Annotated in this window: 13 protein-coding genes; 10 read left to right on the top strand and 3 right to left on the bottom strand. The window is 65.0% G+C overall.

The window, feature by feature from the left end:
- The first annotated feature begins 82 nt into the window (after positions 1 to 82).
- The 4 genes from N2603_RS34990 to ybaK all read left to right on the top strand — a co-directional run bounded on the left by N2603_RS34990 (position 83) and on the right by ybaK (position 5,900).
- Positions 83 to 364, top strand: a complete 282-nt coding sequence (locus N2603_RS34990) for a hypothetical protein (RefSeq protein WP_260385709.1) — start codon at positions 83 to 85, stop codon at positions 362 to 364.
- A gap of 284 nt (positions 365 to 648) precedes the next feature.
- Positions 649 to 2,352, top strand: coding sequence for an NADH-ubiquinone oxidoreductase-F iron-sulfur binding region domain-containing protein (locus N2603_RS34985; RefSeq protein WP_260385708.1), 1,704 nt, complete (start codon positions 649 to 651; stop codon positions 2,350 to 2,352).
- Positions 2,349 to 5,117 (top strand): formate dehydrogenase subunit alpha, encoded by a 2,769-nt coding sequence (fdhF, locus tag N2603_RS34980; RefSeq protein WP_260385707.1) that lies wholly within the window; start codon positions 2,349 to 2,351, stop codon positions 5,115 to 5,117. Before N2603_RS34985 ends, fdhF begins: the two co-directional genes overlap by 4 nt.
- A gap of 309 nt (positions 5,118 to 5,426) precedes the next feature.
- On the top strand, positions 5,427 to 5,900 hold the full coding sequence (ybaK, locus tag N2603_RS34975) for a Cys-tRNA(Pro) deacylase (protein ID WP_260385706.1): 474 nt from the start codon (positions 5,427 to 5,429) through the stop codon (positions 5,898 to 5,900).
- A 9-nt stretch (positions 5,901 to 5,909) separates the two neighbouring features.
- Here ybaK and N2603_RS34970 read toward each other — a convergent pair whose 3' ends face one another.
- The gene (locus N2603_RS34970; protein ID WP_260385705.1) at positions 5,910 to 6,593 is read right to left on the bottom strand and encodes a GntR family transcriptional regulator; all 684 of its coding nucleotides are present in this window, start codon (positions 6,591 to 6,593) and stop codon (positions 5,910 to 5,912) included.
- A 160-nt stretch (positions 6,594 to 6,753) separates the two neighbouring features.
- Here N2603_RS34970 and tcuA point away from each other — a divergent pair, with 160 nt between their 5' ends.
- The 5 genes from tcuA to N2603_RS34945 all read left to right on the top strand — a co-directional run bounded on the left by tcuA (position 6,754) and on the right by N2603_RS34945 (position 11,122).
- Positions 6,754 to 8,145, top strand: coding sequence for an FAD-dependent tricarballylate dehydrogenase TcuA (gene tcuA, locus N2603_RS34965; RefSeq protein ID WP_260385704.1), 1,392 nt, complete (start codon positions 6,754 to 6,756; stop codon positions 8,143 to 8,145).
- Positions 8,146 to 8,175: 30 nt separating this feature from the next.
- On the top strand, positions 8,176 to 9,204 hold the full coding sequence (locus tag N2603_RS34960) for an alpha/beta hydrolase (protein ID WP_260385703.1): 1,029 nt from the start codon (positions 8,176 to 8,178) through the stop codon (positions 9,202 to 9,204).
- A 4-nt stretch (positions 9,205 to 9,208) separates the two neighbouring features.
- Positions 9,209 to 10,315, top strand: coding sequence for a tricarballylate utilization 4Fe-4S protein TcuB (tcuB, locus tag N2603_RS34955; RefSeq protein ID WP_260385702.1), 1,107 nt, complete (start codon positions 9,209 to 9,211; stop codon positions 10,313 to 10,315).
- Between the two features lie 70 nt (positions 10,316 to 10,385).
- Positions 10,386 to 10,544, top strand: a complete 159-nt coding sequence (locus tag N2603_RS34950; protein WP_018644003.1) for a DUF5993 family protein — start codon at positions 10,386 to 10,388, stop codon at positions 10,542 to 10,544.
- 11 nt (positions 10,545 to 10,555) lie between these two features.
- The gene (locus N2603_RS34945; protein WP_260385701.1) at positions 10,556 to 11,122 is read left to right on the top strand and encodes a disulfide bond formation protein B; all 567 of its coding nucleotides are present in this window, start codon (positions 10,556 to 10,558) and stop codon (positions 11,120 to 11,122) included.
- On the opposite strand, the gene N2603_RS34940 is transcribed toward N2603_RS34945, so the two are convergent.
- Both N2603_RS34940 and N2603_RS34935 read right to left on the bottom strand, forming a co-directional pair.
- Positions 11,104 to 11,796 carry an esterase/lipase family protein gene (locus N2603_RS34940; protein ID WP_260385700.1) on the bottom strand — a complete coding sequence of 231 codons (693 nt, stop codon included), beginning with the start codon at positions 11,794 to 11,796 and terminating at the stop codon, positions 11,104 to 11,106. The two genes, N2603_RS34945 and N2603_RS34940, sit on opposite strands and share 19 nt — an antisense overlap.
- Before the next feature lie 4 nt (positions 11,797 to 11,800).
- Positions 11,801 to 15,205: an acyl-[ACP]--phospholipid O-acyltransferase gene (locus N2603_RS34935; protein ID WP_260385699.1), complete on the bottom strand. Its 3,405-nt coding sequence runs from the start codon at positions 15,203 to 15,205 to the stop codon at positions 11,801 to 11,803.
- Positions 15,206 to 15,879: 674 nt separating this feature from the next.
- On the opposite strand from N2603_RS34935, the gene N2603_RS34930 reads away from it, so the two are divergent.
- Complete coding sequence (locus N2603_RS34930; RefSeq protein WP_018644008.1) at positions 15,880 to 16,515, top strand: TetR/AcrR family transcriptional regulator; 636 nt, start codon at positions 15,880 to 15,882, stop codon at positions 16,513 to 16,515.
- Positions 16,516 to 16,523 lie beyond the last annotated feature (8 nt).

Below are 16,523 nucleotides of genomic sequence, written 5' to 3'. Positions count from 1 at the left end.
ATTCATCGCGAGCGGGAGCGCACCATGAGGGCGCTCCCGCCGCTCGTTTCGCTTGTTTCAAAATGACCCCTGGGGGAATTCGATGGTTCGTAAACTCGCTTGTGCCGCCGCCATGCTGCTCGTCGCCGGCGCCCTGCAATCCGCATCCGCACAGACCGCCGCGGCACCGGCCCTCACGCCGCCTGCCGCGACCGAGGCCAAGCCCGGCAAGATCAAGCTGACCGTGCAGAAGCTCAAGGACATGAAGGCCAAGTGGAGCGCCAACAAGCCGAAGCTCAAGGAGTGCCGCAAGGACGTGAAGGCCAAGGGCCTCGCGGGCGACGATCGCTGGTTCTATATCGAGGTGTGCATGGGCAAAAGCTGACCCATCGGCATCGGGGCATGCAGGGTCACCTGTAGCCTCGGCGCGGGAGCTCGATACGATTTCGCTATCGCAGCATAGGAAGCCTTTATTGATCTCCAGACCAATTCAGGCTTCGTTTGATCAGTTGGCGCGTTGGACGAACGCAAGGCCGTGTCCGGGCAGCGATCCAGGGTTGCCCTTGAGCTGCGCTTAACTGCTTCCGCGAGCATGATAATTCGCTTGGCATCTGGCATGCCAGAAGCTAGAACTGGAGCCGTTCTAAAAGACGAGATCGAGACGAATCGATGAGCCACGACGTGCATGAGGTCCGCTCGTTCGAGCATCCGGGCGAGGGACGGAAGCGAGCCAAGGCCACGCCCAAGGGGCGGCAGGTCGATCCGACCGCCGCGCATGAGATCGAGCAATTGCTCGGCGATCGGCCGCGGCGGCGCGATCTCCTGATCGAATATCTGCACCTGATCCAGGACAAGTACCACCAGATCTCGGCCGCGCATCTCGCCGCGCTCGCCGACGAGATGAAGCTCGCCTTCGCCGAAGTGTTCGAGACTGCGACCTTCTACGCGCATTTCGACGTGGTGAAGGAGGGCGAGCCTGATATTTCGCCGCTGACGATCCGCGTCTGCGATTCGCTGACCTGCGCCATGCTCGGCGGCGAGAAGCTGCTCGAGGATCTGCAGAGCGCTTCCGGCCCCGGCATCCGCGTCGTGCGCGCACCCTGCGTCGGGCGCTGCGATACCGCGCCTGCTGCCGAAGTCGGCCACAACTTCGTCGACCATGCGACCGTCGCCAACGTGACGGCGGCCGCGAAGGCCGGCGACACTCACGCGCATCTGCCTGATTATATCGACTACGACGCCTATGTTGCCGGCGGGGGCTACAAGCTGCTGGGTCGCCTGCGCTCGGGCGAGCTGTCGAAGGACGATCTCCTGAAGTCGCTCGACGATGCTTCGCTGCGCGGCCTCGGCGGCGCCGGCTTCCCGACGGGGCGCAAATGGCGTGCGGTGCTGGGCGAGCCCGGTCCGCGGCTGATGGCGATCAACGGCGACGAGGGCGAGCCCGGCACGTTCAAGGACCGCTATTATCTCGAGACCGATCCGCACCGCTTCATCGAGGGCATGCTGATCGGCGCGCATGTGGTGCAGGCCTCCGACGTCTACATCTATCTGCGCGACGAATACCCGGCCTCGCGCGAGATTCTGGAGCGCGAGATCGCAAAGCTTCCCGCCGGCGGCCCGACGCTGCACATGCGCCGCGGCGCCGGTGCTTACATCTGCGGCGAGGAATCCTCGCTGCTTGAAAGCATCGAGGGCAAGCGCGGCCTGCCCCGGCACAAGCCGCCTTACCCGTTCCAGGTCGGCCTGTTCGGCCTGCCGACGTTGATCAACAACATCGAGACGCTGTGGTGGGTGCGCGACATCGTCGAGAAGGGCGCCGACTGGTGGAAGGGCCACGGCCGCCATGAGCGTCACGGCCTGCGCAGCTTCTCGGTCTCGGGCCGCGTCAAGAATCCCGGCATGAAGCTGGCACCAGCCGGCATCACCGTGCGCGAGCTGATCGACGAATATTGCGGCGGCATGGCCGACGGCCATCAGTTCTACGCCTATCTCCCTGGCGGCGCCTCGGGCGGCATCCTGCCGGCATCGATGGACGACATCCCGCTCGATTTCGGCACGCTGGAGAAATACGGCTGCTTCATCGGCTCGGCCGCGATCGTCATCCTGTCGCAGAAGGACAGTGTGCGCGCTGCCGCACTGAACCTGATGAAGTTCTTCGAGGACGAGAGCTGCGGCCAGTGCACGCCGTGCCGTGTCGGAACACAGAAGGCGGCGCTGCTGATGCAGAAGCCGGTCTGGAACCGTGCCTTGCTGGAAGAATTGAGCCAGGCGATGCGCGATGCCTCGATCTGCGGGCTCGGACAGGCGGCATCGAATCCGCTGTCTTCCGTGATCAAATATTTCCCTGACGAGTTCAAGGAAGCGGCCGAATGACCAAGATTACGTTCGAGCTCGACGGCAAGCAGGTCGAAGCCAAACCCGGCGAGACGATCTGGCAGGTCGCCAAACGCCAGGGCCGCGACATCCCGCATCTGTGCTACTCGCCGGCGCCCGACTATCGGCCCGACGGCAATTGCCGCGCCTGCATGGTCGAGATCGAGGGCGAGCGCGTGCTGGCGGCATCGTGCAAGCGGACGCCGTCGGTCGGCATGAAGGTGAAGACGGAATCCGCGCGTGCGGTGTCGGCGCAAAAAATGGTGATGGAGCTGCTCGTCGCCGACCAGCCGGCGCGCGAGACCTCGCACGATCCGGATTCCAAGTTCTGGCACTGGGCCGAGACCACGGGCGTCACCGAGAGCCGTTTCCCCGCCGCCGAGCGCTGGGAGACCGATGCCAGCCATCCGGCGATGCGCGTCAATCTCGATGCCTGCATCCAGTGCGGCCTGTGCGTGCGTGCCTGCCGCGAGGTCCAGGTCAACGACGTCATCGGCATGGCCTACCGCAACCATGGCTCGAAGATCGTGTTCGACTTCGACGATCCCATGGGCGAGTCCACCTGCGTCGCCTGCGGCGAATGCGTGCAGGCCTGTCCGACCGGCGCGTTGATGCCGGCCGTGATGCTCGACGACAAGCAGACCCGCGTGACTTACGCGGACAAGAAGGTCGATTCGCTCTGCCCGTTCTGCGGCGTCGGCTGCCAGGTGACCTACGAGGTCAAGGACGAGAAGGTGATCTATGCGGAAGGCCGTGACGGCCCCGCCAATCACAACCGACTCTGCGTCAAGGGCCGCTTCGGCTTCGACTATATCCACCATCCGCATCGCCTTACAAAACCGCTGGTGCGGCTGCCGAATGCGAAGAAGGACGCTAACGATCAGGTCGACCCGGCCAATCCCTTCACGCATTTCCGTGAAGCGAGCTGGGAAGAGGCGCTCGACATCGCCGCCAAGGGCCTCGTCAAGATCCGTGACGAGAAGGGTGTGAAGGCGCTGGCCGGCTTCGGCTCGGCCAAGGGCTCGAATGAAGAGGCCTATCTATTCCAGAAGCTGGTGCGCACCGGTTTCGGCTCCAACAACGTCGACCATTGCACTCGCCTGTGCCACGCTTCGTCGGTCGCGGCGCTGTTCGAAGGCCTGAGCTCGGGTGCGGTGTCGGCGCCGTTCTCCGCCGCGATGGATGCCGAAGTCATCATCGTGATCGGCGCCAACCCGACCGTGAACCATCCGGTCGCCGCGACCTTCATCAAGAACGCGGTCAAGCAGAACGGCGCCAAGCTGTTCGTGATGGATCCGCGCCGGCAGTCGCTGTCGCGTCATGCGACCAGGCATCTTCAGTTCAAGCCCGGCTCCGACGTCGCGATGCTGAACGCGATGATCAACACGATCATCACCGAGGGCTTGACCGACGACCAGTACATCGCCGGCTACACCGAGGGTTTTGAGGACCTCAAGGAGAAGATCAAGGAATTCACGCCGGAGAAGATGGAGCCGATCTGCGGCATCCCGGCCCAGACGCTCCGCGAGGTCGCGCGCACCTATGCGCGCGCAAAATCCTCGATCATCTTCTGGGGCATGGGCATCAGCCAGCACGTCCACGGCACCGACAATGCGCGCTGCCTGATCGCGCTGGCGCTGATCACCGGCCAGGTCGGCCGTCCCGGCACCGGCCTGCATCCGCTGCGCGGCCAGAACAACGTGCAGGGTGCCTCCGATGCCGGCCTGATCCCGATGTTCCTGCCGGATTACCAGCCGGTCGGCCGCGACGACCTGCGCGGCAGCTTCGAGAAGCTGTGGCAGCAGGATCTCGATCCCGTGCGCGGCCTGACCGTGGTCGAGATCATGAACGCGATCCATGCCGGCGAGATCAAGGGCATGTATATCGAGGGCGAGAATCCCGCGATGTCCGACCCGGATCTGCAGCATGCGCGCCATGCCCTTGCCATGCTCGATCATCTCGTGGTGCAGGATCTCTTCGTCACCGAAACCGCGTTCCACGCCGACGTCATCCTGCCAGCCTCGGCGTTTGCGGAGAAGGACGGCTCCTTCACCAACACCGACCGCCGCGTGCAGCTCGCGCGCCAGGTGATCAAGCCGCCGGGCGATGCGCGGCAGGATCTCTGGATCATCCAGGAGATCGGCAAGCGGATGGGGTTGCCGTGGAATTATGCCGGCCCCGGCGACGTCTATACGGAGATGGCGGAGCTGATGCCGTCGCTGAAGAACATCAGCTGGGAGCGGCTGGTGCGCGAGGGCGCCGTCACCTATCCAGCCGACGATCCGAACAAGCCCGGCAACGAGATCATCTTCACCACGGGATTCCCGACCGCGAGCGGACGCGGCAAGATCGTGCCGGCGAAGGTCGTCCCGCCGGACGAGCTGCCCGACGCCGAATATCCGATGGTGCTGTCGACCGGCCGCGTGCTGGAGCACTGGCACACCGGCTCGATGACGCGCCGCGCCCAGGTGCTCGACCAGATCGAGCCGGAGGCGGTCGCCTTCATGTCACCGAAGGACATGCGCAAGAAGAAGCTCGCGCCGGGCGATTTCATTCGCCTCGAGACCCGTCGCGGCGCCGTCGAGGTCAAGGTCCGCTCCGATCGCGACGTGCCGGAGAACATGGTGTTCATGCCGTTCTGCTACGCGGAGGCGGCCGCGAACCTGCTCACCAATCCCGCGCTCGATCCGTTCGGCAAGATCCCCGAGTTCAAGTTCTGCGCGGCGCGCGCCGAGCGCGCGGAGATGCGGGACGCGGCGGAGTAGGGGGCGGGCCGTCGTTTGGCGGCATAAGGCCTTCCAAACATGCGATGTCGTCCCGGCGAACGCCGGGACCCATACCGCGTGATCTCTCGATCGGGATCGGTCGTAGTACCGCGCACCACGAGTCTTCGCCAAACTGCTCCCTGGGGTTATGGGTCCCGGCCTTCGCCGGGACGACACCGAGGGTGTCGTGCGCATCTTTGTCCACATCGTCATTGCGAGCGAAGCGAAGCAATCCAGGCTGCCTCCACGGCGGGATTCCGGATTGCTTCGCCGCTTCGCTCCTCGCAATGACGGTGATAAACGTGGCGCATGTCCAAAGTCACCCCAGCCACACGCGCGCTTGAAGCCGCCGGCGCCGCCTTCACCGTTCACACCTACGACTATGATCCCGACGCCGAAAGTATCGGGCTCCAGGCGGCGGCCGCGCTCGGGGAGAACCCGGCGCGTGTCCTGAAGACGCTGATGGCGCTGGTCGATGGCAAGCCGGTCTGCGTCATCGTCCCGTCCGACCAGGAGGTCTCGATGAAGAAGCTCGCCGCTGCCGTGGCCGGCAAGTCGGCGCAGATGATGAAGCCGCCGGAGGCCGAACGCGTCACCGGTTTCAAGGTCGGCGGCATCAGCCCGTTCGGGCAGCGCAAGCTCGTGCGCACCGTGATCGAGCAGAGCGCGCTCGCGCATGATCTCGTCTATCTCAATGGTGGCCAGCGCGGCTTGCAGGTGCGGCTGAAGCCCGGTGACGTCAGGGATGTCCTGAAGGCCGTCGTGGCCGACGTGCTCGCGTGAGCGTCTCGTCTATTGCTTCTGCAACAGCTTCAGCCGGCAGCGCAGCGCTTCCCGGATATGCGCGCGCGCCAGTCGTTCGGCCTTGTCGCCGTCGCGCGCGGCGATCGCGTCGATGATGGCCTGATGCTCGCCGTGGCTGGTTGAGGGGCGTCCGGTCACTGTGAAGGTGGTCGGACCGAGCAGGGCGATCCAGTCCTGCAATTCCCGCGAAGCGTTGTCGAGATAGCGGTTGCGCGCGGCGCGGCAGATGGCCTCGTGGAAGGCGCGGTTGAGCCGCGCCATCTCGGCGGCGTCGGTCGCTGACGCTTCCACAAAGGCCTGCTCGATATCCCTGAGTGCGTCGATCTCCGTGGCCGAGGCATGCCCGGCGGCGAGGCGCGCGGCGGCGCCTTCCATGATCTCGCGCATGGCGTAGAGCTCGAGCACCTCCGAGATGTCGAGGTTGCGCACGATCAGCCCGCGGCCGCCGGCAGGTTCGACGAAGCCGCGCGCCGCGAGCCGTCCCAGAGCCTCCCGCACCGGCGTACGGCTGACCTTGAGCCGCTGGGCGACCTCCTCCTCGCGCAGGCGGTCGCCGGCCCGGTAGTTGCCGGCCTGCAGCGCCTCGCACAGCGAGCGGAACACGGCTTCCCCGAGCGCCACGCCGCCGCCGCGTCCGATTGATCCGCCTGTCTTCGCCGGGCGTCTGGCCATGCATCCTCGTCGGCCGCCAAGCGCATCCTGCCCATGCAGAGATGTCGCTTGCGCCATTTCTGTATATCTTTGTATACAAAAGTACGCAATGGCGGGCACGGTTGATCCGTGCCGACCGGCGGGCAGAATGTCTCCAACTTCGTCGCATCGGGCAGACGGCATGGGCAGCAAAAACGACGTGCTGGTGATCGGCGGCGGCAATGCGGCGCTGTGTGCGGCGATCAGCGCCCGCCGCGGCGGCGCCTCGGTGCTCGTGCTCGAAGGCGCGCCAAAGTTCTACCGCGGCGGCAACACGCGCCACACCCGCAACATGCGCTGCGCCCATGACGCGGCGACCGAAATCCTGACCGGTCCCTACACCGAGGAGGAATTCTGGAGGGATCTGCTGCTGGTCACCGGCGGGCAGACCGACGAGGAACTCGCGCGCCACATGATTCGGGAGTCCAAGGACATCCTGAACTGGATCGTGGAGCAGGGCGTGCGCTGGCAGCCCTCGCTTGGCGGCACGCTGAGCCTCGGCCGCACCAACTCGTTCTTCCTCGGCGGCGGCCGGGCGATGCTCAACGCGCTGTATCTCACAGCCGAACGGCTCGGCGTCGATGTCGAATACGACGCTGAGGTCACCGATCTCGTGATCGAGGACGGCATGTTCCTCGCCGCGCGTCTCAAGCGGCCGGTCAGGGGTGAGACCGAGATCCGCGCGACCTCGCTGGTCGCGGCGGCCGGCGGGTTCGAGGCCAACATCGAATGGCTGAAGCAATATTGGGGCGAGGCCGCCGACAATTTCCTGATCCGCGGCACCCCCTATAACCGCGGCTCGATCCTGAAGATGCTGCTCGACAAGGGCGTGCAGGAGGCGGGCGATCCCACGCAGTGCCATGCGGTCGCGATCGACGCCCGCGCGCCGAAATTCGACGGCGGCATCATCACGCGCCACGACTCCGTCGTGTTCGGCATCGTCGTCAACAAGCACGCCCAGCGCTTCTATGACGAGGGCGAGGACATCTGGCCGAAGCGTTACGCGATCTGGGGCCGGCTGGTCGCAGCCCAGCCCGACCAGATCGCCTATATCATCTTCGACTCCACCGTCGTCACCAGCTTCATGCCGACGCTGTTCCCACCAATCGCCGGGCAGACCGTCGCCGAGCTTGCCGGCAAGCTCGAGCTCGATCCGGCCGCGCTGGAAAAGACCATCACCGAATTCAACGCCGCGGTGCGCCCCGGCACCTTCGACCACACGATCCTGGATGACTGCGTGACCGAGGGCATCACGCCACCCAAGACGCACTGGGCACGCAAAATCGAGACGCCGCCTTATCTCGCTTATCCGGTCCGGCCCGGCATCACCTTCACCTATCTCGGCACGCGCGTGAACAAGGAGGCGCGGATGCTGATGGCCGACGGCAAGCCGTCGGCCAACATGTTCGCGGCCGGCGAGATCATGGCGGGCAATGTGCTCGGCAAGGGCTATGCGGCCGGCATGGGCATGACCATCGGCAGCGTGTTCGGACGCATCGCGGGGCGGGAAGCGGCACGCCACGCCAAGAACTAGGGATCAAGAAGAAAGCCAGAGGGAGAAACCATGTCGCGCATTGCCATTGCCTCGATCACGGCGCTGCTGATCGCCGGCCACGCCCATGCCGCCGAGCCCATCACCTTGCGCGACATGGGCTCGTTCCATGTCGGCGGGCGTCTGGTCGAAATCTCCGGCAAGCCGGTGAAGGAGGTCATGTTCACGCCCGGCGGCGTACCGGCCAAGGTCGATCCCAATGGCACCTATCAGGTCGAGCAGATGTACGTGCAGTACTTCCTGCCGGCCACCGAGAAGGGGGCCTATCCGTTGCTGATGTGGCACGGCGGCGGACTGACCGGCGTCACCTACGAGACCACGCCCGACGGACGCGAAGGCTGGCTGAACTACTTTTTGCGCAAGGGATGGGCGGTCTATAATTCCGATGCGGTGGAGCGCGGACGCGCAGGCTGGGCGCAATATCCTGACATCTTCAAGAGCGAGCCGGTCTTCCTCACCACGGCCAATCCGTTCGAGCGTTTCCGCATCGGCGACGGGCCGAACTCCTACGATCCCGATCCAACCAAGCGGAAGGTGCTGCCGGGCAACCAGTTTCCGGTCGAAGGCTACGAGAACTTCGTCAAGCAGAACGTGCCGCGCTGGACCACGACTGACGACGCGACCGTCGCCGCCTATGTCGCCGAGATCGATCGCGTCGGTCCCTCAGTGATCCTGTTCCACAGCCAGGCCGGCAGCTTCGGCTTCAAGGTGGCGCAGGCACGGCCAGACAAGGTCAAGGCGCTGATCGCAATCGAGCCGGCCGGCATCGGCGATATCGCCAAGGCGGATGTGCTGAAGAACATTCCGACCCTCATCATCTATGGCGACTATATCGAGCGCGATGCCCGCTGGCCCAAGATCCGCGCCAACGGCATCGCCTTCGCGGACGCTATCAAGGCGGCCGGCGGCAGCGTCGACATCGTCGACCTCCCGCAGGCCGGCATCAAGGGCAATTCGCATATGGTGATGATGGACAAGAACAACCTCGAGGTCGCGGGCCTGATCCAGAAATGGCTCGAGGCGAAGGGCCTGACGAAGTAAAGCCATGCACGGAACCCGAATCCTCGACGAGGCCGACCGTCTGATGACGGTCTGCAATTCCTGCCGGTACTGCGAGGGACTTTGCGCGGTATTTCCCGCCATGGAGATGCGGCGGGCCTTCTCCGACGGCGATCTCAACTACCTCGCCAATCTCTGCCATTCCTGCGGCGCCTGCTATTTCGACTGCCAGTTCTCGCCGCCGCACGAGTTCAATGTCAACGTTCCCCAGACGCTCGCGGTCGCGCGCGCCGAGTCCTATGCGGCCTATGCCTGGCCGCAGGCGCTGTCCGGCGCCTTCGCGCGCAACGGCCTCGTCATCAGCATCATCGCCGCGCTCAGCATGGCGGCCTTCATCCTCGGCTTCGTCGCGCTGAATGACCGCAACGTGCTGTTCGGCGTCCACACCGGACCCGGCGCGTTCTACAAATTGATGCCGCACAATGCGATGGCCGCATTGTTCAGCGCCGCATTCCTCTACGCCATTCTTGCGCTGGTCATGAGCGTGCGTGCGTTCTGGCGTGACATCGGCCCACCCATCGGCGGTCGCGCCGACGGCGGCTCGATCTTCCAGGCGATCCGCGACGCCGGCGAGCTGCGTTATCTCCATGGCGGCGGCGTCGGCTGCTACAACGAGGACGACAAGCCGACGGACCGGCGCAAGCTGTATCACCACCTGACCTTCTACGGCTTCCTGCTGTGCTTTGCCGCGACCTCGGTCGCGACGCTCTATCACTATCTGTTCGGGCGCGAGGCGCCGTATCCGTGGTGGGATCTGCCGGTCGTGCTCGGCACGCTGGGCGGCATCGGCCTGATCATCGGGCCGATCGGCCTGTTCGCGGCCAGGATGCGCCGCGATCCGGCGTTGCTCGACGAAAACCGCTACGGCATGGACATCGGCTTCATCGCGATGCTGTTCCTGACCGGCCTCACCGGCATGCTGCTTCTGATCCTGCGCGAGACTGCCGCGATGGGACCGCTGCTGGCCGTGCATCTCGGCGCCGTATTCGCGCTGTTCATCACCATGCCCTACGGCAAGTTCGTGCACGGCATCTACCGCTTCGTGGCTTTGGTGCGCTATGCGCAGGAGCGCCGCAGCGAGGCCGGCTCTTGAGGGACGTACTGGGCTGACGTATGTCTTCCCGGCTCGCGCACAGCGCGAATCGCCTGGGGAGCCCGCGCTCATGTATATGTTTTTGCCATTCCTGCTGGCGCTCGCGGGTTGCGCGAGCGTCTGGCGTTCGCGCGCGGGACTGAGCTACGCGCTCTGGAGCGCAACACTCGTCGTCACAGTCGCCTGGTTCTTCCACCATGCGACTGATCCGCTGAAATTCTCTTTCTGACGGTGCCAGAGATGAGCATCGTTGATACGAGCAAGCAACGATCAGTCGGCGCGATGCTGAACATGCTTGGCCTGCTCGGGATCTCATCGATCCTGACGGTCGCGTTCTCCTACCAGCTTGTGCTCGGCGAGTTTCCATGCCCGCTCTGCCTGCTGCAACGGGCCGGGTTCATCGCAATCGGCATGGGCTTCCTGTTCAACCTGCGCCTCGGTGAGCGTCCGTCGCACTATGCGATGATCCTCATGGCCAGCCTCGTCACCGGCTTCATCGCGATGCGGCAGGTCTCGCTGCATCTGGCGCCCGGCGATCCCGGATATGGCTCGGCGTTGTGGGGCCTGCATTTCTACACCTGGGCGCTCATCGCGGCTGTGGGCGTCGTGTGCTATGTCGCGCTGGTGTTTGTCCTGAAGGATGCGACCGGCAAGCGAGAGGGAGATGCACCCATGACCGGGTTCGCGTCGAACGCGGTCTTTGCAATCTTCGCATTGCTGGTTGCCGCAAATCTTCTGTCGACCGTGCTGGAGTGCGGCGCAGGTCAGTGCGACGACAACCCGGTCCGCTATCTCCTGCTCAAGTGAGAGGCGGCGCGGAAGCGGCCGTCGCGCAGGAAGGCGATCGTCTGTTCGATCGCGGCGGTATGACGTGGAAGCCCGGTGTGGGTCGCCTTCACGACGACATGGTCGGTCATGCCGGCCAGCATCGTGCTCTGCACCGACACCCGTCCGTCATTGGGTTTCGGCAGAACCAAGAGGCCGGCGACGGGATCGATGAAGCGGGTTCCGGCGATCACGCCGACCGGATAGTCGATGGCGGGGAGGGCACTCGGCACGGTCGCAGGCGTGGTGGTGAGCTCGAGGCCGGCTGGCCCGTAGAATGCGCGGTAGGGCGGAAATCCCCGCAGGAGGTCGGCGACCTCGCTGCCGCTGTTCGGCGTGCCCAGCATCACGACGCGGCCAAGCCGGGCCGGGCGGTGTCTTGCGATATAAGCGCGCGCGACGAGGCCGCCCATTGAATGCGCGACGAAATGCAGCGGCGCGTCACGTTCGGCGAAACGGGTGATCGCCGGATGAATGTCGTCCGTGATGGCGGCGATCGGCTTGCTGCGGCTGGGATAGTCGATGTTGAGTGTCGTGAACCCGCTCGCCTGGAGCGCCCGTTCCAGCTTGGCCAGGGATGCCGAGGTCCGCGCGATGCCGTGAAGCAGAACCACTCCGGGGCATCGCGCGTCGCCTGATTGAGGCGCCTCGTGCATTCGTTTACGCCACCTCGCGGTCCGGTGCGGATGCCTGCTCGCGGGCCATGGCGGTTGCCGTGACATAGTCGGTCTTGCCGGTGCCGAGCAGCGGCACCTTGTCGACCACCATGATCGTCGCGGGAACGGTCAGCTCGGAGGCGCCGATCGTCTTGGCCTGGCCCTGCATCGCGCTGCGCTCGGCGTTCTTCTCCGTCGTCAACAGCACGATGCGCTCGCCCTTGCGCTGATCGGGGATCGACACCGCGACCGAAGCAGCCTGCGGCCACAGCGCCGTCGCGATGGCTTCGACTGCAGACAGCGAGACCATTTCGCCCGCGATCTTGGCAAAGCGCTTGGCGCGGCCCTTGATGGTGATGAAACCGGCGGCGTCGATCGCCACGATGTCGCCGGTGTCGTGCCAGCCCTCGGGAAGCTTTTCCAGCACGCCGGGATTTTCGGCCCTGAGGTAGCCGAGCATCACGTTCGGCCCGCGCACCGAGAGGCGTCCGCCTTCCTCGATGCCGGGGACCGGATCGAGGCGGCTCTCCATCAGCGGCGAGAGGCGGCCGACAGTGCCGGGACGGTTGGCCATTGGCGTGTTCATCGCCAGCACCGGCGCTGTCTCGGTGACGCCGTAGCCTTCGAGGATGCGGATGCCGTAGCGCTCCATGAACACCTGCCGCGTGCGGTCCTTCACCGCCTCGGCGCCGGCGATCACCAGACGCAGGGTGCGGAAGTCGTAGGCATGGGCCGAGCGGGCGTATCCGGTGAGGAACGTGTCGGTGCCGAACAGGATGGTGGCGCCGGTCTGGTAGATCAGCTCCGGCACGATCCGGTAGTGCAGCGGGGAGGGGTACATGTAGATCGGAATGCCTGCGAGCATCGGCATCATCATTCCGCCGGTCAGGCCGAAGGAGTGGAACACCGGCAGCACGTTGAACACCTTGTCATTGGCGTTGGCATCGACCCGCGCCAGCGCCTGTGCCGCGTTGGCGAGGATGTTGCGGTGGGACAGCACCACGCCCTTGGGCGTGCCTTCCGAGCCCGAGGTGAACAGCACGACGGCCGGATCGTTGGCCTGGCGGGATACGCGCGGCGCGGTGCCCGCGAGCAGGCCCTTGATCTTGTCGGCGGTGCCGATCGAGGCGCGAACATCTTCGAGGTAGACTACGCGTGCCTCGGCGGAGATCGCGGCCATCAGCTTGTCGAGCTTGCCCTTCTCGATGAAGGCTTTCGAGGTCAGCACGGTCTTGACCTGCGCGGCCTTCATGGCGGCGAGGACGTTGACCGGACCGGCGGAGAAGTTGAGCATCGCCGGCACGCGGCCGATGCTTTGCAGCGCCATGAAGACGACGGCGACGCCCGCGGAATTCGGCAGCAGCACGCCGACATTCTCGCCGGCGGAGGTGCCGTCTTCCAGCTTCCGGCTCAGGACCTGCGCGCCGAGGATCAGCTTGCGATAGGTCAGCTTGGTGCCGAGCGCGTCCTCGATGATCACCTTGCCGGTGTCGCGGTCGCGATAGGCGTGCCCAAGCGCCTCGAACAGGGTATGATCGAGCATGGCGTTCTTCACCATCGCGTCGATCATCACGTCCTGGAGCGCGGCGCCGGCGGCATTGCGGCGCGCCTTGCCCTTCAGAGCCGCATCAACCGGCAGCTTGACTGGAGGCAGGATCGTCACTGTCACCCGCGGGAACCACGAGCGCTTGATCTGGCTAGAGTTGAGGTAGCTGAGATGCGAGCGCTGCGCGCCTTCGATGCGGACGGGCACGACGACGGCGTCGGCCTTGTCCGCGATCATCGCGGTGCCGTCATAGACCTTCATCAACGACCCGGAGACCGTGATGCGTCCTTCCGGGAAGATGACGACAGGCTCGCCCGCGGCGACGAGCTTGATCAGGTCGCGGGCGGCGAGCGGCTTGGTCGGATCCATGGTGTAGTGCTTGACCACGCGCAGGAACGGTTTTGCCCACCAGGCTTTGGCAATGCCGGTATCGACCGCGAAGCTCGCGTCGATCGGCAGCACCGCGTGCAGCATCGGGCCGTCGATCAGGCTGACATGGTTGGGCGCGAGCAGCATGCGCGTGCCCGGAGGCGGCAGGTTTTCGAGGCCACGCACCTCGGTGCGGAAGAGGGCGCGGAACAAGAGTCCGCCGGCATCGCGCACGCCTTCCTTGCCCCACTTGGTCAGCACGAACCACACCGCGCCGAAGCTGGCAACGCCGAGGCCGAAGAAGATCCAGCCGACATGCAGCCCACCCGCCTGCAGCAGCGCGACGAACAGCGAGCCGACCACCATGAAGGCGGCCTGGAGCACGTTGCCGGCGGCGATGATGCGGGCGCGCTCGGAAGGTTCCGACCAGGCCTGGACCGCAGCGAAGGACGGGACGACGAACAGGCCGCCGCCAAAGGCGAACGCGACGAAGTCGGCCAGCATGCGCAGCCCCGCGAACGAGGTCGCGAAATCGACCGCGGTGATGTCCTGGCCCTTGGTGGTCACACCGATGGCCCAGGCGAGATCGAGGCCGGCAAACCCCATGATGATGGCGCCGATCGGCACCAGCGCGAGGTTCGGGCGAACGTGGCTCAGGCTTGCGGCAAACAGCGAGCCGATGGCGATGCCGATCGCGAAGATCGCAAGACACAGCGTCACCACGCCCTCGGTGCCGCCGACCACCTCCTTGATCAGCGCCGGCAGCAGCGACAGCACGATGGCGCCGACCAGCCAGAACCAGGAGACGATCACGGTGCCGTCCCACAGCCGGTGGTCGGCGTAGAGCGTCTTGAGCAGGCCGAGTGTGGAGGTCCAGGGATTGGCATCGACCGGCAGATCGGGCGCGGAGGGCGTTGTCTGCGGAATGCGGGACGCGAAAGCCCAGGACAGCAGGGCCAGCACGACGACGGCGGAGGCGATCCAGCCCATATGCGTGGAGCCGGCGACGAACTGGCCGCCGGCGACGGTGCCGAGCAGAATGGCCATGAAGGTCGCGCCTTCGACCAGCGCGTTGCCGGTCGCGAGCTCGCCGAGCTCGAGCTGGTCCGGCAGCATGGCGTATTTCACAGGGCCGAACAGCGCGGCGATGGTGCCGAACAGCGCGAGCGCTGTGAACAGCAGCGGCACCGAGTGCAGGAAGAAGCCGGCGGCGGCAAAACCTGCGGCGAAGATCTCGACGAATTTGAGCCGCCGTGCGACGACGGACTTGACGTATTTGTCGGCGAGCTGGCCGCCGAGCCCGGACAGGATGAAGTAGGGGAAGATGAAGACGGCGCCTGCCACCGTCACCAGCGCATCGCCGTGACCAGTCGCGGCACTGTAAAGCAGGATGATGACGAGTGCGTTCTTGAGCACGTTGTCATTGAGCGCCGAAAAGAATTGCGCCCAGAACAGCGGCGCGAAGCGGCGTGACGACATCAATTCCCTGATCATGACTAGTCCTGTTTTGAAAAAGGCAGCCTGAGGTTGTTGCTTTGGCGGTGAAAGTGTCACGACCGGAAGGGCATGGGACGAACGATTGCAGAGTGACTGGTGTCGTCGGTCTGCTCTGTCCCCCTGGTCCCTCTGATCCTGTTGGTCTCCAAATGCTCTCGTTAGGTTCGCAAATTTCCCATTGCGGCCACGTCAGCTTTGGGCGGAAAGGCCGCTCTGACCCGGATATGCGACGGGCCGTGAGCAAAAACTGAACCGCACCGGTTAGGCTCGCGACATCGGCTGCGAATGTCGGCAAATGGTAAGCCCTTCATTGCGGCCTTTCCTTGCATTCGAGCCGTTTCGTGGCGCGCGCCTCACGTGAGATGGGCGAGGTGGCGAAAGGGCGAGAGGCGACCAAGCAGGCTGAACCGGCGGCCATCGCGACGGCTGTGGCCGCGGTTGGCCCGCCACATCCGGAAGGTCGCACGGCGCTCGGCGAGCACGCCGGCAATGTCGCAGGCATTGGCGATGCGATCGATCGGGGCCATCGCGAACTTGAGCAGGGTCCGGCCGGGGCCGGTCACGAGGGCTGCGGCGTCATCGACGAAGGTGGCGGCGATATCAACAGCGAGGGTTTGCATTTTGCAGGTCTCCGGGTTAAGTTGAACAATGTTCACATTGGTAGCCTGAAAATGAACAATGTTCAAGAAGAATCGCTGCGGGACCAGAAAAAAAATCGGCGTCGGCTCCAGATCCTGGAGATCGCCCGCGGAATCATTGCCGCTAAGGGATTGAGATCACTCAAGGTTCGGGATGTTGCGGAGGCCGCAGGCTGCTCGGTCGGCAGCGTCTATAACGAGTTCGGCGATTTCGACGGGGTCATCCTGACCGTTAACCGGGAGACCGTTCAGGCACTTACGGCCCGCCTGCGCGGGGTTCCGGGCGAAGATCCCGTTCGCCAGCTCTATGGGCTTGCCGAGACCTATCTCGAATTCTTTGCCGGGCACGCCAATCTGCTGCGCTCGCTGTTCGAGCACCGGATGGAGGACGATCGGCCTTATCCGGACGACATCCTTCAGATGGTGATGGATGCCTTCGCGCTGATGCACGCGCCCTTGGTGCGGGTGCTACCGAATGCGGACGACGTGAAGATCGCGCTGCTGTCGCGCACCCTGTTCTCGGCGGTGCACGGCATCATCTCGCTTGGCCTCGAGGAGCGTATGGTGGCCGTGCCGCCGCAGATGCTGCGCCAGCAGATCGAACAGTTCATCGATACGCATCTCGCCGGTCTCGGAATTCGTCCGGTCGGCGCAGGGTTATCTCGATGAGGCGTCGC

This window comes from Bradyrhizobium huanghuaihaiense (assembly GCF_025200885.1).
GTDB classification, from domain to species: Bacteria; Pseudomonadota; Alphaproteobacteria; order Rhizobiales; family Xanthobacteraceae; genus Bradyrhizobium; species Bradyrhizobium huanghuaihaiense.
The sequence above is the reverse complement of the archived record's forward strand: the minus strand, read 5'-3'. Positions and strand labels throughout refer to the sequence as shown.

Coding starts and splice junctions, on each gene's coding strand:
- ybaK (WP_260385706.1), top strand. CDS start 5,427: ATGTCCAAAGTCACCCCAGCCACACGCGCGCTTGAAGCCGCCGGCGCC.
- N2603_RS34950 (WP_018644003.1), top strand. CDS start 10,386: ATGTATATGTTTTTGCCATTCCTGCTGGCGCTCGCGGGTTGCGCGAGC.
- N2603_RS34930 (WP_018644008.1), top strand. CDS start 15,880: ATGAACAATGTTCAAGAAGAATCGCTGCGGGACCAGAAAAAAAATCGG.
- N2603_RS34990 (WP_260385709.1), top strand. CDS start 83: ATGGTTCGTAAACTCGCTTGTGCCGCCGCCATGCTGCTCGTCGCCGGC.
- tcuA (WP_260385704.1), top strand. CDS start 6,754: ATGGGCAGCAAAAACGACGTGCTGGTGATCGGCGGCGGCAATGCGGCG.
- N2603_RS34940 (WP_260385700.1), bottom strand. CDS start 11,796: ATGCACGAGGCGCCTCAATCAGGCGACGCGCGATGCCCCGGAGTGGTT.
- N2603_RS34970 (WP_260385705.1), bottom strand. CDS start 6,593: ATGGCCAGACGCCCGGCGAAGACAGGCGGATCAATCGGACGCGGCGGC.
- tcuB (WP_260385702.1), top strand. CDS start 9,209: ATGCACGGAACCCGAATCCTCGACGAGGCCGACCGTCTGATGACGGTC.
- N2603_RS34960 (WP_260385703.1), top strand. CDS start 8,176: ATGTCGCGCATTGCCATTGCCTCGATCACGGCGCTGCTGATCGCCGGC.
- N2603_RS34985 (WP_260385708.1), top strand. CDS start 649: ATGAGCCACGACGTGCATGAGGTCCGCTCGTTCGAGCATCCGGGCGAG.
- fdhF (WP_260385707.1), top strand. CDS start 2,349: ATGACCAAGATTACGTTCGAGCTCGACGGCAAGCAGGTCGAAGCCAAA.
- N2603_RS34935 (WP_260385699.1), bottom strand. CDS start 15,205: ATGATCAGGGAATTGATGTCGTCACGCCGCTTCGCGCCGCTGTTCTGG.
- N2603_RS34945 (WP_260385701.1), top strand. CDS start 10,556: ATGAGCATCGTTGATACGAGCAAGCAACGATCAGTCGGCGCGATGCTG.